General features: G+C 63.3%; 20 protein-coding genes and 2 pseudogenes. 16 read left to right on the top strand and 6 right to left on the bottom strand.

The annotated features are described in order from the left end of the window. The first annotated feature begins 40 nt into the window (after nucleotides 1-40). Complete coding sequence (locus GGQ96_RS00840) at nucleotides 41-883, top strand: PhzF family phenazine biosynthesis isomerase (protein ID WP_184110659.1); 843 nt, start codon at nucleotides 41-43, stop codon at nucleotides 881-883. Then, the gene (locus GGQ96_RS00835) at nucleotides 883-1488 is read left to right on the top strand and encodes a DJ-1/PfpI family protein (RefSeq protein ID WP_184110657.1); all 606 of its coding nucleotides are present in this window, start codon (nucleotides 883-885) and stop codon (nucleotides 1486-1488) included. Before GGQ96_RS00840 ends, GGQ96_RS00835 begins: the two co-directional genes overlap by 1 nt. Nucleotides 1489-1527: 39 nt before the next feature. Here GGQ96_RS00835 and GGQ96_RS00830 read toward each other — a convergent pair whose 3' ends face one another. Then, nucleotides 1528-2559: a zinc-binding alcohol dehydrogenase family protein gene (locus GGQ96_RS00830; protein WP_184110655.1), complete on the bottom strand. Its 1032-nt coding sequence runs from the start codon at nucleotides 2557-2559 to the stop codon at nucleotides 1528-1530. Nucleotides 2560-2659: 100 nt separating this feature from the next. Between GGQ96_RS00830 and GGQ96_RS00825 the strand changes: the two genes are divergently transcribed. The 6 genes from GGQ96_RS00825 (at nucleotide 2660) to GGQ96_RS00800 (ending at nucleotide 9151) form a co-directional block, all read left to right on the top strand. Next, nucleotides 2660-3007 carry a winged helix-turn-helix transcriptional regulator gene (locus GGQ96_RS00825; protein ID WP_184110653.1) on the top strand — a complete coding sequence of 116 codons (348 nt, stop codon included), beginning with the start codon at nucleotides 2660-2662 and terminating at the stop codon, nucleotides 3005-3007. Between the two features lie 156 nt (nucleotides 3008-3163). Beyond that, nucleotides 3164-4246 carry a DNA polymerase IV gene (gene dinB, locus GGQ96_RS00820; protein ID WP_184110652.1) on the top strand — a complete coding sequence of 361 codons (1083 nt, stop codon included), beginning with the start codon at nucleotides 3164-3166 and terminating at the stop codon, nucleotides 4244-4246. Further along, on the top strand, nucleotides 4246-4806 hold the full coding sequence (locus tag GGQ96_RS00815) for an alpha-ketoglutarate-dependent dioxygenase AlkB (protein ID WP_184110645.1): 561 nt from the start codon (nucleotides 4246-4248) through the stop codon (nucleotides 4804-4806). Before dinB ends, GGQ96_RS00815 begins: the two co-directional genes overlap by 1 nt. Nucleotides 4807-5394: 588 nt before the next feature. After that, nucleotides 5395-5925, top strand: coding sequence for a hypothetical protein (locus GGQ96_RS00810; RefSeq protein ID WP_246359994.1), 531 nt, complete (start codon nucleotides 5395-5397; stop codon nucleotides 5923-5925). Between the two features lie 174 nt (nucleotides 5926-6099). Continuing rightward, nucleotides 6100-7878 (top strand): glucan ABC transporter ATP-binding protein/ permease, encoded by a 1779-nt coding sequence (locus tag GGQ96_RS00805; protein ID WP_184110643.1) that lies wholly within the window; start codon nucleotides 6100-6102, stop codon nucleotides 7876-7878. Between the two features lie 323 nt (nucleotides 7879-8201). Then, nucleotides 8202-9151, top strand: a protein-coding gene (locus GGQ96_RS00800; protein WP_246359993.1) for an IS630 family transposase whose coding sequence is annotated in 2 segments (ribosomal slippage) — nucleotides 8202-8997 and nucleotides 8997-9151 — 951 coding nt in all. Because the reading frame shifts where the segments join, the coding sequence is not laid out codon by codon here. A 196-nt stretch (nucleotides 9152-9347) separates the two neighbouring features. On the opposite strand, the gene GGQ96_RS00795 is transcribed toward GGQ96_RS00800, so the two are convergent. Beyond that, complete coding sequence (locus tag GGQ96_RS00795; protein ID WP_246359992.1) at nucleotides 9348-10313, bottom strand: AraC family transcriptional regulator; 966 nt, start codon at nucleotides 10311-10313, stop codon at nucleotides 9348-9350. Between the two features lie 60 nt (nucleotides 10314-10373). On the opposite strand from GGQ96_RS00795, the gene GGQ96_RS00790 reads away from it, so the two are divergent. Continuing rightward, nucleotides 10374-11123, top strand: a complete 750-nt coding sequence (locus GGQ96_RS00790) for an SDR family oxidoreductase (RefSeq protein WP_184110641.1) — start codon at nucleotides 10374-10376, stop codon at nucleotides 11121-11123. Nucleotides 11124-11184: 61 nt separating this feature from the next. Here the strand turns inward: GGQ96_RS00790 and GGQ96_RS00785 are convergent, their stop codons facing one another. Further along, nucleotides 11185-12051, bottom strand: a complete 867-nt coding sequence (locus tag GGQ96_RS00785) for an SDR family oxidoreductase (RefSeq protein WP_184110639.1) — start codon at nucleotides 12049-12051, stop codon at nucleotides 11185-11187. Nucleotides 12052-12152: 101 nt separating this feature from the next. Here GGQ96_RS00785 and GGQ96_RS00780 point away from each other — a divergent pair, with 101 nt between their 5' ends. Beyond that, nucleotides 12153-13046 (top strand): LysR family transcriptional regulator, encoded by an 894-nt coding sequence (locus GGQ96_RS00780; RefSeq protein WP_184110637.1) that lies wholly within the window; start codon nucleotides 12153-12155, stop codon nucleotides 13044-13046. A gap of 90 nt (nucleotides 13047-13136) precedes the next feature. On the opposite strand, the gene GGQ96_RS00775 is transcribed toward GGQ96_RS00780, so the two are convergent. The 3 genes from GGQ96_RS00775 to GGQ96_RS00765 all read right to left on the bottom strand — a co-directional run bounded on the left by GGQ96_RS00775 (nucleotide 13137) and on the right by GGQ96_RS00765 (nucleotide 15879). Further along, nucleotides 13137-14870 carry a flotillin family protein gene (locus tag GGQ96_RS00775; protein WP_184110635.1) on the bottom strand — a complete coding sequence of 578 codons (1734 nt, stop codon included), beginning with the start codon at nucleotides 14868-14870 and terminating at the stop codon, nucleotides 13137-13139. A 29-nt stretch (nucleotides 14871-14899) separates the two neighbouring features. Beyond that, nucleotides 14900-15517: an OB-fold-containig protein gene (locus tag GGQ96_RS00770; RefSeq protein WP_184110633.1), complete on the bottom strand. Its 618-nt coding sequence runs from the start codon at nucleotides 15515-15517 to the stop codon at nucleotides 14900-14902. 191 nt (nucleotides 15518-15708) lie between these two features. Next, nucleotides 15709-15879 (bottom strand): hypothetical protein, encoded by a 171-nt coding sequence (locus tag GGQ96_RS00765; protein WP_184112278.1) that lies wholly within the window; start codon nucleotides 15877-15879, stop codon nucleotides 15709-15711. Between GGQ96_RS00765 and GGQ96_RS00760 the strand changes: the two are divergent. From GGQ96_RS00760 to GGQ96_RS00740, 6 genes and pseudogenes are all read left to right on the top strand, one after another. After that, nucleotides 15866-16169, top strand: a pseudogene (locus GGQ96_RS00760) (integrase core domain-containing protein); the annotation flags it as partial. The gene GGQ96_RS00765 and the pseudogene GGQ96_RS00760 sit on opposite strands and share 14 nt — an antisense overlap. Nucleotides 16170-16368: 199 nt before the next feature. After that, nucleotides 16369-16866 (top strand): annotated as a pseudogene (locus tag GGQ96_RS21820) (TonB-dependent receptor plug domain-containing protein); the annotation flags it as partial. Between the two features lie 72 nt (nucleotides 16867-16938). Next, nucleotides 16939-18693, top strand: a complete 1755-nt coding sequence (locus GGQ96_RS00755; protein ID WP_246359991.1) for a TonB-dependent receptor — start codon at nucleotides 16939-16941, stop codon at nucleotides 18691-18693. Further along, nucleotides 18693-20177 carry a M20/M25/M40 family metallo-hydrolase gene (locus GGQ96_RS00750; RefSeq protein WP_246359990.1) on the top strand — a complete coding sequence of 495 codons (1485 nt, stop codon included), beginning with the start codon at nucleotides 18693-18695 and terminating at the stop codon, nucleotides 20175-20177. The genes GGQ96_RS00755 and GGQ96_RS00750 overlap by 1 nt, the downstream gene beginning before the upstream one ends. Nucleotides 20178-21973: 1796 nt before the next feature. Next, entirely contained in the window at nucleotides 21974-22249 is a 276-nt protein-coding gene (locus GGQ96_RS00745) for a hypothetical protein (RefSeq protein WP_184110623.1), read from the top strand. A gap of 5 nt (nucleotides 22250-22254) precedes the next feature. Further along, on the top strand, nucleotides 22255-23394 hold the full coding sequence (locus GGQ96_RS00740) for a hypothetical protein (protein WP_184110622.1): 1140 nt from the start codon (nucleotides 22255-22257) through the stop codon (nucleotides 23392-23394). The last annotated feature ends 37 nt before the right edge of the window (nucleotides 23395-23431 follow it).

Here is a 23431-nt window from a genome sequence, read left to right as displayed (position 1 = left end):
GTCGCGCGATAGGACCAGCTATCATCAACAGGAGATGCCCGTGACCCGCCCCTTTCGCCTCGTCGACGTATTCGGCACTGGTCCGCTGACCGGCAATCCCTTGGCCGTCATCGCCGATGCCGATGACCTGACGACGGACGAGATGCAGGTGATCGCGAGCTGGCTGAACTTTTCGGAGACGACCTTCCTGCTGCCGCCGACCGATCCGTCTGCCGATTATCGCGTGCGCATTTTCACCATGGCGCATGAACTGCCCTTCGCTGGGCACCCGACCTTGGGGACCGCCCATGCGTGGGCGGAAGCGGGCGGGCAGCCGAAGCAGGACGGCATGATCGTGCAGGAATGCGGCGTGGGGCTGGTGACGATCCGGCGCGATGGCGACCAGCTTGCTTTTGCCGCCCCACCATTGCTGCGCGGGGGCGCGCCGACCGACGCGGAGATCGCTCAGGTCGCCGATCTGCTGCGGATCGACCGCGCGGCGATCGTCGATGCCGCCTGGGCGGACAATGGCCCCGGCTGGATCGCGGTCATGCTGGAGTCGGCGGAGGCGGTGCTGGCGGTCGAACCGACGCGGCATCACCCCGAGCATATCGACATCGGCATCGTCGGACCACATGCGCCCGGCAGCGAGGTCGCGTTCGAACTGCGCGCGCTCTTCACCGACGCGCATGGCGGGCTGATCGAGGACCCGGTGACCGGCAGCCTCAACGCGTCCGTCGGCCAGTGGCTGTTCGCAAGCGGTCGGGCCAGTGGCAGCTATGTCGCCGCTCAAGGTACGCGCCTTGGGCGGAGCGGGCGTATCCATGTCTCGCAGAACGAGGCCGGGCAGGTTTGGGTCGCCGGTGCAACTCGAACGCTGTTCTCCGGGCGGACGCAAGGGTGATGCAGGTCGCGGTCCTGACCTTCGACGGCTTCAACGAACTGGATTCGTTCGTGGCCGCCGCGATCATCAACCGGCTGCGCCCGCATGGCTGGGCCGCGCACATCACCGCGCCGACCGAGACGGTGACGTCGTTGAACGGCGTCACCGTCCACCGCCAGCGGCCGCTCGAATTTGTTGAGGAAGCCGACGCTGTGCTGATCGGCAGCGGCGCTCGCACGCGTGAGATTGCCGCCGATGGAGCGACGCTTGCCAGGCTTCGTCTCGATCCGACGCGGCAATTGATCGCAGCGCAGTGTTCGGGGACGCTGTTGCTGGCCAAACTCGGCCTGATCGCCGATCTGCCAGCCTGCACCGACCTGACCACCAAGCCATGGGTGTTGGAAGCCGGTGTCACCGTCATCGACGCACCGTTCGCCGCTCATGGCAATGTCGCGACGGCGGGCGGTTGTCTGGCCGCGCCCTATCTCGCCGCATGGCTGATCGCGCACGGAGGCGAGCCCGAACTGGCGCGCGAGGCACTTCGTTACGTCGCGCCGGTCGGCGAGAAGGCGCACTTCGTCGACCATGCCATGGCAATCGTCGCGGGCGAGTTGGCATTCGCCTGACCCGCCCGCGCGCTCATTTCGTAGGAACCCGCGTCGAGCTTACGCCTGCGGGCTGTCCCAGCCTTCCAGGACTATCTTGCCCCGCGTGGTGGTGCTCTCGATGCGGCGGTGCGCCTCGATCAGGTTAGCGGCATTGATCGGCGAGAGCGTGTCGCTCGCCGTGGTGCGAATGCGTCCTTCGTCCACCAGTTCGGCCACCGCGTCCAACAGTCGACCTTGCTCGCCGACGTCCGGTGTGTCGAAGAGCGACCGCGTGAACATCAATTCCCAATGGACCGACACCGCCTTGCGCTTGAAGGCGACGATGTCGAGGCTGGCGGGATCGTCGATCAGCGCGAAGCGCCCCTGCGGCGCGATCAGCTCGGCGATATCGGTCAGATGGCGATCGGTATGGGTGGTCGAGAAGACGAAGGCGGGCGCACCGATCTCCAGCGCGGCGATCTGCGGTGCCATCGGCCGGGAATGATCGATGACATGATGCGCGCCGAGGTCGCGCACCCAGCCTCCCGTCTCGGCGCGCGAGGCAGTGGCAATCACGGTCAGGTCGGTGCGGGCCCGCGCGATCTGGATCGCCGCGGAACCGACGCCGCCCGCGCCGCCGATGATCAGGACGGCGCGGGCGCCGCCAGCCGGCTGGTCGTCGACCTTCAACCGGTCGAACAGGGTTTCCCACGCCGTGATCGCGGTCAGCGGCAGCGCCGCCGCCTCGGCGAAGCCGATGCTGCGGGGACGATGGCCGACGATCCGCTCGTCGACCAGCTGATATTCGGCATTGCTGCCGTCGCGCATCAGGTCACCCGCATAGAAGACCTCTTCACCCACCTTGAAGCGGGTGGCCTCCGGGCCGACCGCCTCGACCACGCCCGCCGCATCCCAGCCGAGAATGCGCTCGTCACGTCCGTCTAATGGCGCGGCGCCAGTGCGAACCTTCGCGTCGACCGGGTTCACCGAGATGGCCCGAACCGCGACCAGAATGTCGCGCCCGGTCGGAACGGGCCGTGGCAGTTCGACCTCGACAAGGGCTTCGTCCCGGTCAATCGGGCCGGGCTGGCGATAGGCTATGGCGCGCATGGGTCTTGCTCCTTCTGCTGACGCACGCGAGATAGGGACGGTGTCAGCTTACGTCGTAGGCACAAAAAACGCTCATAGTGTCGAAAAGGATACCGCCCCGATGGCGAAGGCCCGTCACTCCCGCCTCGATTGTACCCCGGGCTGCGCCGTCGAGGCGGCGGTGAGCCTGATCGATGGGAAGTGGAAGGCGGTGATCCTCTATCATTTGCAGGACGGACGCACGCGCTTCAACGAGTTGCGCCGCCGTGTCGGTGACGTGACGCCGCGCATGCTGACCAACCAGCTGCGCGAGCTGGAGGCCGATGGCCTGATCGAGCGCGAGGTCTTCGCCCAAGTGCCGCCGCGCGTCGAATACAGCCTGTCCGATCGTGGCCGATCCCTGTCGCCGATCATCGCAGCGCTGAAGGCTTGGGGCGATGCGAATATGGACCTCTTCGCACGGCGGTGATCATCCGGCTGATGCCTCGGCGGTGTTCGCGGCATTGCTCGAACGGCGTCATGCTTGGATGCACGCCAAGAGATGGGCATGTGAGATAAGCGACGGGTTTCCGACGTTTTTGCGCAGTATGTTCACATCCTGTTCTGCATGCGTTAAAAGGTGCGCATGGCGGTGCGTAAGATCATTCACGTCGACATGGACGCCTTCTTCGCGTCGGTGGAGCAGCGTGACGATCCGTCGCTGCGCGGCAAGCCGGTTGCGGTCGGCCATGCCGCCGCGCGAGGGGTGGTGGCTGCGGCCAGCTACGAGGCGCGCACGTTCGGCGTTCGATCCGCGTTGCCCTCGGTCACCGCGCTGCGCCGCTGTCCCGACCTGATCTTCGTGCCGCCCCGCTTCGAAGTGTACCGCGACGTATCGCGCCAGATCCATGACGTGTTCGCGCGCTATACCGACCTGATCCAGCCCCTGTCGCTCGACGAGGCCTATCTCGACGTCACCGCGAACAAGCGCGGCCTAGAAACCGCATGGCTGACCGCCAAGGCGATCCGCGCCGACATTCTGGCGGAGACCGGCCTGACCGCGTCGGCAGGCATCTCGTACAATAAGTTCCTGGCCAAGCTTGCGTCCGATCACCGCAAGCCCAACGGCCAGTTCGCCGTCACGCCGGACATGGGCGCCGCCTGGGTCGAGACGCTGCCCGTCAGCCGCTTCCACGGCGTTGGACCGGTGACGGCGGAGAAGATGAAGCGGCTCGGAATCGAGACCGGGGCCGATCTGCGCGCCAAGTCGCTGGCGTTCCTGCAGCAGCATTTCGGCAGTTCCGCCGAATGGTATCACGCCATCGCGCGCGGGCAAGACGACCGGCCGGTCAATCCGAACCGGGTGCGAAAGTCGTCGGGGTCGGAAACGACGTTCAACCGCGACCTGACGGAACCCGGGGAGATCGAGGCCGGCGTGCTCAATATGGCCGACGATGTCTGGGAGTGGTGCGAGGCACGGCAAGCCTTCGGCCGCACTGTCACGGTGAAGATCAAATACGCTGACTTCCATCAGATCACCCGACGCCGCAGCCAGCCCGTGGCGGTCACCAATCGCGAAGGCCTGCGCCGCGCGGCGCTCGACCTGATCCGGTCGGTTCTGCCGACCCAGAAGGGGATACGACTGGTCGGCGTAACGGTATCGAACTTCGTCGAGGCCGAGGCAGTGGTGGCAATCGAATTGCCGATCTTTGCGGAGGCGGCGGCGTGATGCCCGACCTGTTCGATGCGCCGCTCCTGCCAGGGCTCGCCACGCGGGCGAATCTGATCACGGCGGACGAGGAGCGCATGTTGATCGAACGGATCGACGCGACCGGCCTCGAGCCGTTCCGCTTTCAGGGCTGGACAGGCAAGCGGCTGACAACGTCCTTCGGATGGAGTTACGACTTCGAAGTCGGGCGCCCCACGGATGCGCCGCCCATGCCGGACTGGCTCGTATCTATTCGCGACAGGGCGGCTGATTTCGCCGGCCTCGCGCCCGAGGCGCTGATCCAAGCGCTGCTGATCCGCTACGACCCAGGCGCCGGAATTGGCTGGCATCGCGACCGGCCGATCTACGGGCATGTCCTCGGCATCTCCCTCGGCGAACCGGCGACGATGCGCTTCCGGCGGCGGCGCGCGGACGGTTTTGACCGCGTGTCGGTGCCGCTCGATCCCCGGGGCGGCTATCACATGAGCGGACCCGCCCGCCGCGACTGGGAGCACAGCATTGCGCCGATGGAACACCCGCGCTGGTCGATCACCTTTCGTAGTCTCGCGGAGCATCGGTGATCGACGAAAAGGGTCTAATCGTCGAACATGGCGTCGGCATTCGGGTGAGCCGGACCATCGCGGTGAAGCGGCTCGATAAGGACTTCTTCGCGGACGAATGACGAAGCAGATGGCAGCGACGCTTATAGCTCAGCCGCGCTTGTTCACTTGTACCCCTTATTGTACTCCGTGCTGTGCAACTCGCCGACATGCGGGTTGCATGGCGACGCAAAATCAATGACGTAACGCGCGGGAAAAATTGGTCAGTAATCCTGTCTATTCGACCATCCGCTTGAAAGTCTTTGCTTTATCGTCTTAACGCCGGCGATCACCGACGGTTATGCCCCCGACTGTACCCCTTGGGGTGGGGGAATGGGCTTTTCGAACGTAGGCTTGCCCTGCAGTCTCTATTGGCGGCGCAAGAAAATGACAGTCGCCGGCATGCAATCTACGCTGGCGTAACCCATCGGTGCAATGAGCTTTACGGACGCGCAGGTTACCAAATTGCGCCGTGAAAAGCAGCCATCGGGATTTCCGATCAAGCGACCCTGACAATTCAGCTCACGGATTCGACAGGGGATCGTCAATTGCGGCAAGACTGATAAGCTGATGCCCATCCGCCCCGAACATGTCTCTCTCTACCCGGTCGATTGGCAGCATATCTCACGCTTAATCCGCTTCAAAAGGGCAGGCGGCGTTTGCGAGCGTTGCTGGCGGCCATACGGGACGCACGTCTTTCATCTCGGGGACGGGCGGTGGTGGGACGCAGACCGGGCCTACTGGCGGCGCGCCTGGGGGCGGCGCGCGCGACGCCCCACCGAGGACATCCTGGTCAAGGGCAAGTGGACCAAAACGGTGCCGGTCTGCGCTCACCTCCATCACAATCCAGGCGACAGCGCCTTCGACAAACTGGCAGCCTTATGTCAGCGTTGCCCCATGATCCACGATGCCGCTGAGCATCGCCGTCGTCGCTGGCTGAACGCGCCTCGCCGGCAGGCACCGGGCGAGCTCTTCTACGGCCCATACCCACAGCACGGTGCAGACTGGAGCACGCCGATGCCCATCAGCATGCTGGAAGACGGAAGGGCAATACCCGCGCGCGTCTGGCATACCCGTAAAATAGCGATTGATGCTGCTTGAGACGTTCTTGAAACGGCCAGCATGGATCAATGAGAAAAACGCCAACGGACGTTCGCGGCGACAAGGCGCTCCATGTTTCATTAACCATGTCGCGCTAGGAGGCCGGGAACCCGGCCGGCCGTGCAGGCGGGGTTGGTTAATCTGTCCTCATCCTTTCGAGAGATGGCCATGTCCATGTCCACTGAGCCCGCGCGCTCGTTCCACGTCGTCGCGCGCGCCATCGCGCTCCTGCGTCCCGAGCGGCTGAAGGCCGGCTCGCTGCTTGGCGCGGGTGCGCTGGTCGCCCTGTTACAGGTCGCCGAGCCCCTATTGTTCGGCAAGGCGGTGAACGGACTGACCACTGGTGCCGATCCGATGCGCTATGTCGGGATGTGGTGCGCCATCAGTATCACCGTCTTTGCGGCCGGTGTCGTGATCGCGTTGCTTGCTGACCGGCTGGCGCACCGCCGCCGACTCGCTGCGATGTCGAACTATGTCGAACATCTGCTCGCGCTGCCGCCGGCCTTCCACACCCAGGCGCGCTCGGGGCGGCTGATGCGCATCATGATCTCGGGCTGCGACGGGTTGTTCAACCTGTGGCTGCCGCTGTTGCGCGATCAGATCACGAACATTGGCATTTTGACGCTGCTGCTGCCGATCGCCCTACTGACCAACTGGCGGCTCGCCATGGTGCTGCTGGTGCTGATGCTGGTCTACTCCGCGGTTAACCTGCTCGTCATGCGCCACACCGCCACGGGACAGGCGCGTGTCGAGGATCGCTTTACCGACATTTCGGGCAATCTGGGCGACCTGTTCGGCAACGTGACCGTGCTCCAGAGCTTTCTGGCGGTACCTGGCGAGATGGGCAACGTCCGCCGCTCGCTCCACGACCTGCTGCATGCGCAATATCCGGTGCTCAACTGGTGGGCGGTGTCAGCGGTGCTGACGCGTGGTGCTTCATCAATCGCGATCGTCTCGGTTTTCGGCATCGGCGCTGCGCTGATAGGGCGTGGTCTTGCAACGATCGGCGACGTGGTGTCGTTTGTCGGTTTCGCCACGCTGATGATCGCGCGGCTCGAGACGGTCACTGGCTTCATCGTCAACATCGCGCAACGACTGCCAGCGTTGCGCCAGTTCTTCGAGGTGCTCGACCAGCAGAGCCATATCGCGGAGGCCAACGACGCTCGCCCGCTGGCAGTAGCGCACGGCCGCGTCACTTTCGACGACGTATCCTTCCGCTATCCGACCGGATCGGGTGCGGTACACGACCTTAGCTTCGAGGTGGCACCGGGCGAGACGGTGGCGATCGTCGGTCCGACCGGATCGGGCAAGTCGACCGCATTGGGGCTGTTCCAGCGTGCCTGGGATCCCGAGAAGGGACGCATCCTGGTTGACGGGCAGGACATTCGGGGTGTCACACTTGCCTCACTGCGTGCGGCAACCGGCGTGGTCTTCCAAGAAGCCGGCTTGTTCAACCGCTCGATCGCGGAAAACATCGCGATGGGCAATCCCGACGCAACCATGGAACAGATCGAGGATGCGGCGCGTTTCGCGGGGGCCTATGAGTTCATCATGCGCAAGCCCGACGGCTTCGCCACTCCCGTAGGCGATCGCGGCGCCGGCCTGTCGGGCGGCGAGCGGCAACGGATCGCGATCGCGCGCGCACTGTTGAAGAACGCGCCGATCCTGCTGCTGGACGAGGCGACGAGCGCGCTTGACGTCGCTACCGAGGCGCGGTTGCAGGAAAGTCTGGAGCGTTTGCGCCAGGGGCGCACCACCTTTGTAATCGCGCACCGCCTGTCGACCGTGCGTACCGCCGACCGGATCGTCGTGCTCGACCAAGGGCGGATTGTCGAACAGGGTGGCTTCGACGAACTGCTAGCGGCTGGCGGGGCCTTCGCGAAGCTGGCGCAGGACGGTGGTCTCGCGACGCCCGCCGCCAACGACGACGCCGACGGCCGCGCCGCCGCATGATCCGTGCCTTCCTCGTGGCCTGCTACGACTAGCGATCAGGGGGCAGCTGCTCTCGATCAGATTGGAGAAAAAACGGGGGGTGCCAGTACCAGAGTGGTGACAGCTGGGGCACCTATGCCGGCAACGTTCGTGTCAGTGGCTGCAGGTAAATTGTCTGCACTTGGTGGATCACAGACTGACCGCTATCGGGCGCTGAGGCGGCGTAAGCGGCCTTTCGTTCATCTGTGCGACTAGAGCGTTTTCCGGCCGACCTGAGTCGAAGAGGGATTTGCACGGGCGCGCCGATCTGGTCCACGCTGCTGGCTGGATGGAGGCCGGCATGGATGGGCAAGCCCTTGTCGATGGACCTGCGGTCGCGAACGCTGGCTTCGGTTGACGAGGGGGGGCGCTGCCGGGCTGCGGCGCGGCGGTTCGGAATGGCGGCCGCGACGGTGATCCGCTGGCACGACCAGCGCCGCATCACGGGTGGCTATGCCGCCAAGGCGCAGGGCAGGGACCCGCGGTCGCGTCGGATCGAGGCGCATGCGCCCACGATCCTGGCGCTGCACGAAGCGCGGCGCGACATCACGCTGGACGAACTGCGCCGGGATCTGGGGCCAGGTGGGCGTCGCGGTGGCGATCTCGACGCTGCACCGTTTCTTCGCCCGCCACGGGATCACGCGCAAAAAAAGACTGGCCACGCGATCGAGCAGGACCGCGCCGACGTCCTGAGCCAGCGCGAGGCATGGTGCGACGGGCAGCTCGATCTCGAGCCTGCGCGGTTGGTGTTCATCGACGAGACCTGGACGGCGACCAACATGACCTGGAACCACGGCCGCTGCCGACGAGGCGAGCGGCTGCGGATGGGCTACCCCCCGCACGGCCACCGCAAGACGACTACGCTGGTCGCAGGCCTGCGCATGACCGGCATGGTCGGACCGATGGTGCTCGACGGCCGGATCAAGGGCGACTGGTTCGAGGCCTATGTCGGCCAGGTGCTCGTGCCCGACCTCAAGCGCGGCAACATCGTCATCATCGACAACCTGTCCAGCCACAAGCGCGCCAGCATACGCAACCCGATCGAGACGGCCGCCGCCCGCCTCATGTTCCTCCCGCCCCACAGCCCCGATTTCAAACCATCGAAAAGGCGTTCGCCCGCCTCAAGGCCATGCTCCGCAAAGCCGGAGAGCGGACCGTCTCCGGCCTGTGGTCTCGCATTGGCAGGTTGGTCGATCTATTCCAGCCGCAGCAATGCGCCAACAACTCCAGCTTCTGCGGCTGTGACCCAGACTGAATGGAAACCGCTCTGGATAGCCTGGCCCGCTCTGTCTTTCAGTCCGCTTCCCTCACACATCACGATATCCGCAGCAGCGAAATCACGTGGTAAACGAGGCCATGACGGGGAGATGAATGAGTGTTGGAGGTTGGGAAGCAGGCAAGTAGGCGTGAATGCCCGGATCCGGGTCAAAGCATTGCGCCATGCCAAGACGCTATTCGCGTATTGAGGTCTGCTCCGGCGCTCGCGCATAGCGCATGGGCGGCATGCCGACGTACCGGGTAAAGGCGGTGCTGAATGTGCTGGCCGATCCATAGCCGACCTCGGCGGCGACCTGACCGATCGCGAGACCGCGCGTGCGCAACAGGCGCTTCGCCAACGCCATCCGCCAGGTAAGCAGATACGCGATGGGCGGTATGCCGACGGTGCTGGTGAAGCGCGCGAAGAAGGCGGAGCGCGACATGGCCGCCTCCGCGGCCAAGTCCGTGACCGTCCACGGATGCGCGGGGCGCGCGTGCATGGCTCGCAAGGCGGCAACCAGCCGATCGTCGGACAGGCCTCGCGCGAGGCTCGGCATAGCGGCGGGGCTGGAGCCGCAGCGCAACGCCTCGATCAGAAGGACCTCGAGCAAGCGCTCCAGCACCAATTCACGCCCTGGCCTTGCCTTGCGGGTCTCGTCCCCCACCAAATCCATCAACGTGGCCAGCCGCGGCTCGCCACGGGCCACCACCATCGCCGGTAGCAGCGACACGAGCAGAGCGGCGTCCGGTGACGCGAAACTGCAAATCCCGACCTGCATGCGCAGATTGACGGGCTGATCGGCTTGTCCGATGCGGAACCGACCCTCGCCGATCTCGGTCGGGCTCATGACGGCGCCATACGGCGGTGGGTCCATGCTCTCGATCCCGTCTATGGCCCGGTTGCCCGTGGCCGGCAGCAGCACGAAGTCGCCGGCCCGTACGACGACCGAGGCTTGGCCGGCGCTCACAACCCGGCATTCGCCTTCCAGCACCGCGAAATAGACAGGCTTCCCCTCGACGTCGCGGCGGATGCGCCAGCGCCCGGCATATTCAACGAGTTTCGAGAAGCTCGCGGAGGGCCGCAGCAGGGTCACGATGTCGGCAAGCGGATCGATGCTCATATCAGGACGATCGCCAATGAAGTCAGGATTGACGACCATAGTCAGTCTCGACCCCGGAAACCATCTCCGGCGCTCCCATACTCGTCAATGGAGCAAGACATGCCCAGCGTCCTCATCACCGGCTGTTCCTCGGGCTTCGGTCTCGAAACCGCCAAGCTGTTCCTCGACCGCGGCTGGCGTGTCGTCGCGACGATGCGCACGCCTGACCCGGACCTGATGCCGTCATCGGACCGGCTGACCATCCTGCCGCTCGACGTCACGGACCGCGACAGCATCGCCAGTGCGGTCACGCAGGCGGGGCCGATCGACGTGCTGGTCAACAATGCCGGTTTCGGCGCCGCGGTCCCGATCGAGCTCATCGAGTTCGAGACGGCGCGCCAACTCTTCGAGACCAATATGCTCGGCACGCTTGCGATGATGCAGGCGTTCCTGCCGGCCTTCCGCGAGCGCCGATCCGGCGTGATCGTCAACGTGACCTCGACCGTCACGTTGAAGCCGCTGCCGCTGGTCAGCACCTATCGCGCCAGCAAGGCCGCGGTGAATGCGCTCACCGAAAGCCTGGCGGTCGAGATGCAGCCGTTCGGCGTGCGCGTCCACATCGTGCTGCCCGGCCGTTCCCCGACGACGCAGTTCGGCGCGAATGCGAGGCCGCACCTGCGCGGTCTCGACGATCCCGACTATAAGCCGTTGATCGAGGGCATGATGAAACAGTTCCAGGAGGACACGGGGCCAGTCACCCATGCCCAGGACGTCGCAGCTGCCGTCTTCGATGCCGCGACCAACCCGTCCGCACCGCTCAAGATACCCGCTGGCGCAGATGCGATCGCCTGGATGGAGGACGCCGCCTGACGCGCGAAATGCGGCGGCCGACGGGACTCAACCCGCCGGCCGCCGGGCCGCAGCCCGAAGATCAGGCCGAAGCGAGCCGGACTGCCGTCTCGCGATAGTCGTGCAGGGGCCGGCCGAGCAGGCTGGCCAGGCGCTCGCGGTCGCCTGCTTCCGGGATCATCCCGTCGCTGACGTAGCGCTCGGCCATCAGCCGCATCTCATAGGCCATCCAGCGCGGCATGAACGTCGCCATATTCTGTTCGAAGCCGCTGGGATCGTCGCCGCCATAGGCGACGGGGCGGCCCAGGACGTCGGACCATATCGCTGCCACGTCCTCGCCGGTCAGCGTTTCGGGACCGACCACGTTGATCGTCTCGATCGGCAGCTTTTCAGGTGCGCGATCGCGCCGGATCAGCTCGATCGCCGCGACCTCGGCGATGTCGCGTGCATCGACCATGGCCACGCCCTTGCCGCCGATCGGCATCGGATAGACACCGTGCTGAAGGATCACGTCCTTCACCATCGCCTCGTTGTCGATGAAATAGGTCGGACGCAAAATGGTGGCGCCGAAGTTCATCGCCTCGAGCATCCGCTCGGCACCCGATTTCACCGCAAAGTGAGGCACGTTGACGGCGCGGTCGGCGTCGAACACCGACAGATAGACGACGCGATCGACACCGGCCTCTCGCGCGACGTTCAGCGCGACGATCGCCTGGGTGAACTCGTCACCGGTCACCGCATTGAGCAGGAACAGCGTCCTTACGCCAACGAAGGCGGCGCGCAGTGAGTCGATATCCAGAAGATCGCCTTTGGCAACATCGACGCCCGTCGGAAACGCCGCCTTGGCAGGGTCACGGGTGAGGACGCGGACAGAGGCGTCGCGAGCGACAAGCTGTTCGACGACGTGGCGGCCGACGCGCCCGGTGGGGCCGATTACGAGGATGGTCATGTGGCTTCTCCTTGGGTCTTGCTGACCCGAGCAAGATGCGTGATCCATGTTCCGGCAACTAGGCACACAATCTAGACGCACCGTCTCATGGGTGGAACGATATGGACCTACTCGCGCTCGCCGATTTCACGCTCGTCGCCCGCCATGGCGGCTTCGGCAAAGCCGCGCGTGCCGCGCGCAGGCCCAAGGCGACGCTGTCGCGGCGCGTGTCGGAGCTGGAGGCCGCGCTCGACCTGCGCCTGTTCGAGCGCGGCCAGCGCGACCTCAAGTTGACCGAGGAGGGGCGGGCGCTGGCCGAACGCGCAGGCGCTCTGCTGGCAGAGCTGGAGGAGACGACGATCGAGATCGCATCGGGCAGCGCGGCGGTGCGTGGACGCCTCAGGATCAGCGCGCCCCTGCTTTTCTCCCAGACCGCGATGGGGCGGCTGGCGGCCGGGTTCGCGCAGCGCCATCCCGACGTCCGATTGGAGGTCACGACCGACGACCGCGCGGTCGACATGATCGAGGAAAGCTATGACCTGGTCATCCGCGTAAATCCGGCGGCGGACGATGCACTGGTGGGTCGACCCTTCCTCCACGACCGCCTGGTCGTCGTCGCTGCACCTGACCTGTCGCCGCTGGCCGGCGGCATCTTCCCTGCCGTGGTGCGCGACCGCGACGTCGAGAGCAGCTGGACGATCGACACCGCCGATGGGCAACGCGCGATCGCGGTCGATCCGGTGCTCCGATTGTCCTCGCTGGTAATGATACGAGATGCGGTGCGTCTTGGTGCCGGCGTGGCCCGCTTGCCCCTCTCGCTGGTCAACGGGGACATCGCGAGAGGGCGACTGATCGCATTGGGTGACGTCCCGGCCGCACCGATCGCGCTATGGGCGCTCTACCCCTCGCGACGCCTGCTGAACGCCAGGGTGTCGGCGTTCCTGGAGCATTTGCGGCAATCCTTTCCGAACGGGACGGCCGAAGAACTCGCGGCCTATCTGGATGATCGGTGCTGACCGTCGGCTGTTCGCCGATCACGACGCGTCACCTGAGCGAACGACGGCTAATGGGCAGCCCCTGCCTCGCTCAGGATGGCGGAATGTTCGTCAGGCCGGTCTTGAAGCGGGATTATCCTTTGCCGGAGCTGCGCCATTGAGCGGCACTGTCCTCAGCGACGGTTGAACGGCTGCGCTTGTCCCCGATAGCATCCCGTTGAGTGAACCTCCAGCGATGCCGAGTTCCGCCATCAATCCATCGATAAGCGGACCGCCCACCCGGTACCGCATCGCTGCGGAGACTGCGGCATCCGCGAGGTTTGGATGCCCCCCATTGCCGCCAGCGTCGCTGCCAGGCGTCTCGCCGTGAAGACCGCGAGCATCGACGATGCTGATCCGATCGATGTTCTCCATGGGCTTGCTGGCAGCAGCTATGATGGCGGGCAGGGCCTCCAGCATAGCCTTGCGGATCAGGAGAGCGGTCTGCGCATCACTGAGGATGTTCGTGGCCTCGTTCAGCGATGCCTGGCCGGCGGCATCGACCTTGAAGGCAGCCTCCCGACCCTCGGCGCGTGCTTTTTCGGCATCGGCTTCGGCGACGGCCTCGGTACGAAGGGCACTCGCGCGAGCCTCCGCGGCCTCTTTCTCGGCGGTTGCAGCGACGGTGATCTGCACGGCTTCTTCTTGCGCGCGCTGGGTCGCGGCAATCACCGCGACGTTCTTGTTGCGGTTGGCGATCTCCGTTGCCTTGGCTGTTGCGACACTTTCCTCGGCGCGGACTGCGAGAGCGCGTGCCTCGTTGGCGGCGGCCGTAGCCGTAGACTCTTCCTCGGATTTCTGCGCGGTTTGCACCGCAGTCGTGATGCGCGCGATCTCGATCGTACGGTCGCGTTCGATCGTTGCCGTCTGGATCGCGCCATCGCGTGCGATGGTGGCCGTCTTGATCACCTTGTCGGCCTCGGTCTGCGCCACGGTCTGTGCCTGCGTGGCGGTGATCCGCGCGATTTCGGCGAGGCGGGTCTGCTCCGCCTCGGCCGTTGCGATCGCAGTGGCCTGCTCGGCGCGGCGTGCGGACAAGGTTTGCTCCTGGAGCAACCGCGCCTGCTCGGCGGCCTGCGCGATCTCCAGCGACTGGTTGTTGGCCTCCAGGTTGCGCTGTTCGATCGCCACCCGGTTGGTCGCGACGATATCGTTGCGGGTCTTCTTGCGCTCCTCGATCGTCCGAGTCAGGACGGTCAGACCTTCGGCATCGAAAGCATTGTTTTCGTTGAAATGCTCAAAGGCGGTCTGGTCGAAATGCGTGATCGACACCGATTCGAGGTGGAACCCGTTCATGTCCAGATCGGTGAGCAGTGCCTCCTGCACCTTCTGGATGAAGTCCGCGCGATTGGCGTGAAGATGCTCCATCGTCATCGTCGCGGCGACCGACCGTAGCGCCGAGACCAGTTTGCCGTCGAGCAGCGACTTGACCGCATCAGGATTGTTCACGGAGTCGCCGAGAGTCTGTGCGGCAGCTGCAATCGACTCTGCGTCGGGCTTGACCTTGATATGGAACAGGCCGACGACATCGACCCGCAGCTTGTCGAGCGTAATCAGCGCGTCCTTGTTGAGCCGCGATACCTCCAGCTTCACCGTTGTCAGGCGGACCTGCATCAGTTCGTGCAGAACGGGAATGACCATGATGCCGCCGTTCAGCACCACCTTTTCACCTCCGAAACCGGTTCGGATCAGCGCCACATCCTTGGTCGCGCGGCGATAAAGACGGGTCAGTATGACGCCAATGATGATGAAGGCGAGCAGGACGATGCCTGCGTAGATCAGGACGTTCAGTAGCGATGCAGGCATTTGGTCCCCCCAGTTGATCGTCGTATGTATCAGATCGATCGAAGAAGAGAATTATCTTCCGCCAGGACGAAGAACAGCTGCCCCTCTCGTCGGACCAGCAACGCACGCTCACCCGCCCTGATGACGGTTGTATCATCGTGCGGTTCGACCATGACGATATGCGCCTGTCCGTGCTGGTCGACGACCTTGGCCCGGGCGGGCGAACCGCGCCGCGCTACGCCTTCAAGGATCGTGCCACGGCGTCTCAGCAGGTCGTCCGTCGAGATCACGCTGCTTTCATAGCCCGGCATGATCCGGGCAAGGCCATGAGCAGCCCCGACGTTGAGGAGGCCACCGCCGATCAATGCACTTAAACAAGCCAACGGCCATGTCAGCGGTGCACCGAAGAAAGTGGACACGCCCTGCTGAATGGCAACCCCGGTCAGGGTGAAGCATCCGAGTAGAGAGGTCAGCCAGATCAGGATCGGCAACTCGCCGCTCAGGCCCAGCCAGTCCAGCACCCCTTCATGTCCGTCGACGCCGACGTCGGCGCTCAGGTCGAGATGGCCGAGTCCCAGACCGACCGCCTCGATTAGACCAATTCCGATCATGATGAAGAACGCTATCGCGAACGGTAGATAGGCCGGCGTCAGAAAGTTGGCTAGCATCGGTGGAGACTATCATGGTGGCGCATCGATGCCACCCGCTACGTGGTCCTCTTACCCGGCTGCGAATCACTATCCCAGCCGTTTATGAACCCGCTCGCCGGCTTCGTTTTCTACCCTATCCGGGCGACCGGACAGCGGAAGTTGAAACATCAAATCGGCCAGTGAACGGCCGGTTTCAGGTCTGGTAAGACTTAGCGACGTTGCGTTGCTCCCGCCTTGCGTGGCTTGCCCATCAGGGTAAGCCAGCGCCGCCTGAGCGCTGCGCGGCGTTCCGCGTCGCGCTCGCCCCGAAACTCGATGGCGGCAAGCCGGTCGGTGCGGAACATCCGAAAGTCGCCGCGCAGGTCGGAGCACAGGCTCACCAAGCCAAGCCATCCCTGGACGAACGGCAAAGTCGAGAGGATGAACCGAACCATCAAGGAAGCGACTGTCAAGCGCTTCCACTACGACACCCACGAACAGCCCGGAACGCACCTCGCCGACCTCATGGCCGCCTACAACTTTGCGCCAAGGCTCAAGACGCTCAGCGGCCTTACACCCTACGAATACATCGCCAAGATCTGGACGTCAGAGCCAGACCGTTTCATCGTCGATCTGATCCACCAAGCCGGGACTGGATACCTGGCAGCAGCCCGTTGCCCAACCTGAATGACCTTTCGCGCAATTCGGGCACGAGGTGCCCTGGACGTCGGTCTCGCGTTCGCGCTCTTTCTGGCAAGGCTCATGGCAGCGCGCAGGTCAAGCGCGGGATGGCGTCATTTCGCTTGTCGGTATCAAAGTTTAAATCCTATTGAATCGATAGGAGATATCGTCCTCCTTCCCCGCGGCGCTCGAAACCGGGCAAGTGCCTGATGAAAAGGGGAAAGATGAGGTCCGTAGCATGCTTCACGCTGCCGGTGTGTGCCGGCTTGCTGGTACCGCTCCCACTTCTTGCACAGGAGACATCAGAGGCGGTCGACCGTCCGGCTGTCACCGAGGACGCCGGTGGAGAGATCGTCGTCACGGCTCTGAGGCGAAGTTCGACGGTACAGACGACACCCATCTCCATCTCCGCGCTTGGCGGCGAGCGATTGCAGAATCTAGGGGCGACCGGCATCGCCGACATCATACGGCAGGTCCCGGGGTTGCAGCTTACGGAGAGCGACTCCGGTCGGACGCGGGTATCCATTCGTGGGGTGCAAGCCTCAGGAGAGGCGACAGTAGGACTCTATTATGGAGAGACGCCGCTCAGTGGGCCCTCCGGCACAAGTTCAGACCCAGCGGGTAATACGCCCAACCTCAATCTCTTCGACGTCGAGCGGGTAGAGGTGCTTCGAGGACCGCAGGGGACGCTTTACGGCTCTGGATCGATGGGGGGCACGCTAAGAGTGTTGTTCAACCAGCCGAACGCCAGCCGGTATGAAGGCGCGGCTGAGGTTCAGATGAGCGACACGCAGGGCGGCGGCATCGGCTTCTTTGCCAAAGGCGCGCTGAACGTGCCGATCATCGCCGACACGCTGGCGCTGCGCGTGGTCGGATATGGTGAGCGGCAGGGCGGCTACGTCGACTACACCGTGCTCGATGGCAGGAACATTAATCGAGCGACGCAGAAGGGCGGGCGCGTCATGCTCGGCTTCACCCCGAATGACGACATATCGATCGTCGCGACTGCGATTCTGCAGAAGCAGGACATCGACGGAACGTCGCAATACAGCTCGGTCCTCGGACCGTTTCTGGCCGACTTTCAGGTCCGGCAGCCGTGGCATGACAAGCTTCAGCTTTATAATGGCGTTGGCAAGTTCAATCTTGGCTTCGCGACACTGACAACGAGCGCATCCTGGTACCGCTGGGATGTCGAGAGCACGAACGACAACAATGCCGCCTTTGCCAGCGTCGTGTCGAGTGCCCGGTGGTGCCCACTCTATACAAGCATTGCGCTTGGGGTGCCGACCACGACCTGCACGGCCGCGCAGCGTACCGCCTATCAGACATACGCCCGCTCGAAGGCGCCTTTTGGCGCCTACCAACCGCGTTATGTTCGCAACTTCATCCAGGAGGTGCGATTGGCTTCGAACAGCGAGGGGCCTCTGCGCTACTCGGTAGGGGTGTTTCACGAAGACCGATTTGATCGAACGGATACGTTGCCTTTCGCGGGTGATCCGCAGACCGGTGGGCAGCGTGACCCAGTCGACAATCTGGGCGGCCGCAACATCCTGACCAGCGTCAAGCAGACTGCGTTTTTCGGCGAACTGGGATACCGGCTGTTCTCACCCCTTACCCTCACGGTGGGCCTGCGGCACTTCGACTATACGAAGACGGTCGGTGGTGAATATCAGGGATACAACTTCACCAACGGACAGCAGCCGCGGCCCTATGAAGAGACGCAGGCGAACGCCAAGGGTTGGGTTAAAAAATTCAACGCAGAGTTGCGCGCCACCCGCAACGTCCTGGTCTATGCGAATGCCGCACAGGGCTTCCGTCCGGGCGGCGCCAACAACATACCGAATCTGCCGGCGCAATACCTCGTCTATCGACCGGACTCGCTATGGAATTACGAGCTTGGTGCCAAGACGTCGTGGTTCGACCGCAAGGCGACCCTCAACCTCGCGATCTATCAGACGGATTGGAGCGAAGTGCAGACCTCGGTGTCCACGCTTCAGCAGGGCGGTGGGAACTTCAACTTCATCTACAATCTGGCTGCTGTGCGTGTACGGGGGGTCGAGCTGGAGGCGTTCGCACGACCGGTGCAGCATGTCACTCTGAATGCCAGCTTCAACTATAACAAGGCGGAGCTGACATCCGACCAAGTCGACTCCACCGGCTTCGTGACAGCGCCGGGCCGTACTGGTGATGTGCTGACCTACATCCCGCGCACGACGGCAGCGGCCGGCGTGGAGTACACCCCGCCGATCCGGACCGGGCTGGACGGATTCGTACGGCTCGATTGGACCTATACGGGGCAGATGAACACGGAGCTTCGTCGCACGAACGCCTTCTACCGTGAGATCGGCAACTTCAGTATCTTCAATGCGCGCCTCGGCGTGCAGGGCGCCTCGAACTTTGGGGTTTTCCTCTTCGCGAACAATCTCTTCAACAAATATGGTCTGAACCGCGTCGCGTCGGCGACCGGTTCCCCGGACTATTTCGTCGCCAGCCGGCCCCGGACGATCGGCATCAACATGCGCAAGGGCTTTTGATGACGAACCTGGCGTCCGGCCTTGCCGTAAAGCTTCAGTCGAACAGGATTTCACCCATGACACGCACATCCTTTGCATTCCTGGCCACGGTGGCAACTATCATCCAGCCCCTGGCAGCGACCGCGCAGCAAGCCGCCAAGCGACCCGACCAGGCTGCTTTTCGTGAGCTCTACAAGGAACTGGTAGAGACCAACACGACCTCGTCGGTCGGTGACTGCACAAAGGCCGCGACGCTCGTTGCCGATCGATTGCGGAAGGTCGGCTTCACGGATCGGGAACTGACGCTCTATACGCCTTCCGAACGACCGCGTGACGGCGGTCTCGTCGTGAACTGGGCCGGCGCCAACGCCAGTCTGCCAGCGATGCTGTTAATTGCCCATATCGATGTGGTCGAAGCGAACCGTGAGGATTGGGCGCGTGACCCATTCAAGCTGATCGAAGAAGATGGCTATTTCTATGCGCGCGGCGCGAGTGACGACAAGGCGCAGGCTGCGATTTTCGCCGATACGTTCATCCGCTGGAAGCAGAGTGGCGTAAAGCCGCAACGGACGGTCAAGCTGGCCCTTACCTGTGGTGAAGAGGGGACCAACGAGCACGTGCTCAACGGCGCCGGTTGGCTGGTGGATCATCGTCCTGAACTGATGAAGGCGGGATTTGCCTTCAACGAGGGCGGCGGTGGCCGCACGGCGCCAGGCGGCGGTCCGGAGACGCTTGGCGTTCAGGTTTCGCAGAAAAGCCCCCGCAACTTCGTCCTGGAGGTAACGAACCGGGGCGGCCACAGCTCGCAACCAATGCCGGACAATGCCATCTACCGACTGGCCGCGGCGCTCACCAGGCTGAGCACGCTGCAGTTCCCGGTTCATCTGAATCCCGTCTCCCAGGCCTATCTCGTTCAGGCAGGTGCCATGCGGAAGGATGCAATCGGCGCAGCGATGGTTCGCCTCGGCCAGCAGCCTGCCGATGCAGCAGCGGCGACTTTGGTGGCAGCCGATCCGAGTCTGAACCCCCTGTTGCGCACGACCTGCGTTGCGACCTTGCTATCGGCTGGACATGCCGCCAACTCCCTCCCGCAGCGTGCAACCGCGGGCGTAAATTGTCGGATCGCGCCCGGGGAGACGGCGGAGCAGACCAAGGCCGCCATCGAAAAGGCTGTCGCAGACCCTGAGGTCAAGATTTTACGTAGTGCGATCCAGGAGCGGCCGGTCGCCATCACGCCGGAACTCGACCCAGCCATCTTGAAACCGATCGCCCAGATCGGCGCGAAGCACTTCCCGGGCGTCCCGGTCATACCGACTCAATCGGCGGGTGCGACCGATGCGACGTATCTGAGCAAGATCGGGATACCGACCTATGGCATTCCGGGATTATGGAACGATCCCGCATCGTCGGGCACGCATGGGCTCAACGAGCGCATCTCCGTCGATGCGCTGTATCGCGGGCGCGACTACATCTACGACGTCGCGACGCACTTCGCGATGCGCTGATATTCGATATCTTAGCCGGCCGATCAAGCCGGCCAAGACCTTTTAGCCTGCCAACGCACAAGTCGGCGAGATCAGACCTCGGTGGCGAACCATATGCTCAAACCGTTCGTTGATCCCGTTATACTCTACCTGTCACCGGTGCATGATCATCGCGCCAAAGAACAGTTTGGCATCTACGCCGAAGAATGAGGCTATGAACGTGAACAAATTTCCAAGGTTGGGGAGCGGGCAGGGGAATTTGGACGACCGCGTGTGGGCCTCGTCCCAGGTGTGTGGGAGTACCCCCGTGATCACAGTCATCGGCAATCCCGCTAGCTTGCTGTTCGCAATCAACATTTTCAACTACGCGGAGGGATCGGCGGTGACATTGTATCGGTTGGAATGGCACTAGATTTATCTGTGGCAGCGAGGCATCCGACAACCTCAGGGGTCATAGGGGGAACAACAATCCCGCCAAGAACGTTTACGACGAGAACCTCTGGCGGTGGTGCTAGCGGTAAATCGATAATTAAGTCTGACCAACTCAGCCGTAGATTGCATCGCTTTTTCGGTGTTGATGGATTGTACATCAAGACTAGGCTTCGACGATCGAAAGCGCAGTACGTGCTTTCTGATGTACGCCGCAAGTCAACGATTTGCGCGTTGGGCACAAATTCGGATGTAGCCTGCAAAAGAATACCCGTGACGCGTTCGTGTGCTGTCCGACGTCCTCACGCGACATTCGGTCGAAGGGACGTCGCGTCAGTAGGTTGTCGCCATACTCGGTTCACCAGCAACGATTGACACGTGGCGCGGGGCGGACATGGCTTACGTCCGCGGCAACGATGGGGCGATGTTCGCAATCGATAACGGGCTGCTATTCATCAGGCTGCATGGTCACGACCGTGTTGTGTCGTTCGAGCGCGAGACTGATAAGGGATCAACGTGTGCTTTCCTTTCCCATACTCGGACGCTCGCACGAGACCGTCCAAGATGGAGTATGAGCAGGGTATGCCTTACCTGGAGAGCGGGGCTCAAGAACGAGCAGGCGGGGCATAACGGAGGGCTTCTTCGCTGCGATTGGCCGTCGAGTACGGCGGGGAGCGGACGTTGCCTTCATGGCTTCGCGATGTAATCTGCACGGATGATCGCACGAAACTCTTCCAGTACATGTGCTGCTCTTTGGCGTTATTGATCGATCAGAAGCGAACACGGGTGCGGCTTGTATATGCCCAATCTGCGGCACCTTGCATTGGGTGGCGACTTGTTGGCGCTGGTCACACTTGCCGATATTTTTCCCGGTAGAGGGAAGGATGGCTGTTTGCCACGGCGGGACTGGCTTGTATTGCCGAGCACGTGGAAGTGGATATGTTGCCCAGCACTCTGCCATGGATGCCTTCAACCGAGGCGATCTCGCTTCGCACAGAGACTGGTGGCGACACGCGGTTCGCCTCGATTCCGATTGTTCAAAGCTGCTCAAACGGTTCGAAACGGGGCTGCGTCACCAAAGTGTGCGCGAACGTGGCCGTGGTCGACCGCACCGGCGCGATGATGGATCGCTTTGCTGGAACTGATCGACCTTCATCCCTTGGGGAGTGCGTGACGAACATGGGGCAGGTTGGGTATAATCGGGTACATCAAGCCGAAATTCGGTAACTTCCGGGCCAGAACTCGGCCACCGGAAGACGGTCCGTCCGCCGCGCTGATCAGGTAACATCCACATCGGCGACGAACATGCTTTCCTTTCTCGGGCTTCTCGTTCAGCCTCACTGAAAAGCAGTGTGACACAATCACTTGCTTGCCAGCAGGAGGCTTCAATGGATGTGTTCACCGCCATATTGACCCGCCGGGCTCCCGCTATTCTCTTCGTGCTCAGCGCCGTGATCTTCGTCGGTGGAGTTATCAGCGCGATATCGATCGCCACTCTGACAACGCAGCAGGTTCATGGCCTGGTCGTTGGTGCAGGCGCCCAATCCGTCAAAGGCGTTGCGAAGAGCCAGTTGTTCGCAGGCATCATGGGCGCGTTGCAGAGCGCCGTCTGGCCTTTCGCCGCAGGAGCCCTGATCCAGTCTGTGCAGAGCCGAGGAGCTTGACCGTTATGATCGTGACGACCGTGCTCCTGTCGGTGACGGCACAGCTGGTCCCGGCGACTCCACAAACGCTTGACGCTGATGAAGTCATTGTCCTGGGGCGCCGCGCGGAGAAAGGGCTGACGGATTGTCTGCAGCGACAATGTCCTCCCGCAGAGGACGTCGAAGCGTCCCTGCAGGCCGCTGTCGAGCAATTCGGCGCAGGCCGCTATGCGGATGCACACCGCACCCTTCAGAAAGCGATACACCGCAACAAAAAACATGCCGCAGAGCTGCCAGGCCCTGTTTCAAGCCTTTACGCCACGCTCGCCACCGTCGCGGAACATGAAGGCTATAAGGACCTTTGGAAACACGCCGGACGGCAGAATGTGGTGTTGCTTCGCGAGCATCTCGGCGCGACAACGCCTGCCACATTGACTGAGGAAATCCGCCGCGCCGACGATATGCTGGGCCTTGGCCTGCCGGACGTGGCGGAAGACATTTACAAAAAGGCGCAGCGGCTGGCACTCGCAAACGATCACCGTTCGATCGCGGCCGCCGCCACCTACCGGCGCGCTTGGCTCGCCCTCATGCGCAATCGCTATGCTGAAGCGGATAAGTTGGTGAGGCAGGGGGCGACGATCGCTGGACCAAGCCAACCGGCGATGAATCAAGTACGCGATGTCCTCCTTGCCCGTATCGCCAATCGCAGGGGCGACAAGGGCGCAATCGAGGCCCTGGCAACCCGGTTGCGACAATCCGCCACCCAAGCGCCTACCTTGCTGTCGGCACCGCCCGTCGAGGACATCAATCCCCCTCCGGGTACAAGCGATCGCTATGATCGCGATCCCGTTCGGTGGGCGGACATCGGCTATTGGATCCGCCCGGATGGGCATACTGCGGACGTGGAAATGCTGAGAACCACTGGACTGGGCCAGTGGCGCGTTGGCATCGTGCGGCACGTCAGCGCGAGACGCTATGTCCCGCTGGCTCTGGATCCAAACAGTCCCGGCATTTACCGGATCGACCGCTTCACGGTTCGGGCCAATTTCGGTGTGCCGCTCGGCAGCCGCATCCCCTCACGCATGGGGCCACTTACCGTTCACGTCGTCGACCTGACTGAGACGAATGCCAGGATCGCGTCGCGAGAGGCTGACACAAGGAGGTGATTCAATCCCCGCACATAGCGGAATGACCGGGCCGACG

Origin of the sequence: Sphingomonas abaci, assembly GCF_014199625.1 — a bacterium.
Lineage (GTDB): Bacteria > Pseudomonadota > Alphaproteobacteria > Sphingomonadales > Sphingomonadaceae > Sphingomonas > Sphingomonas abaci.
The sequence above is the reverse complement of the archived record's forward strand: the minus strand, read 5'-3'. Positions and strand labels throughout refer to the sequence as shown.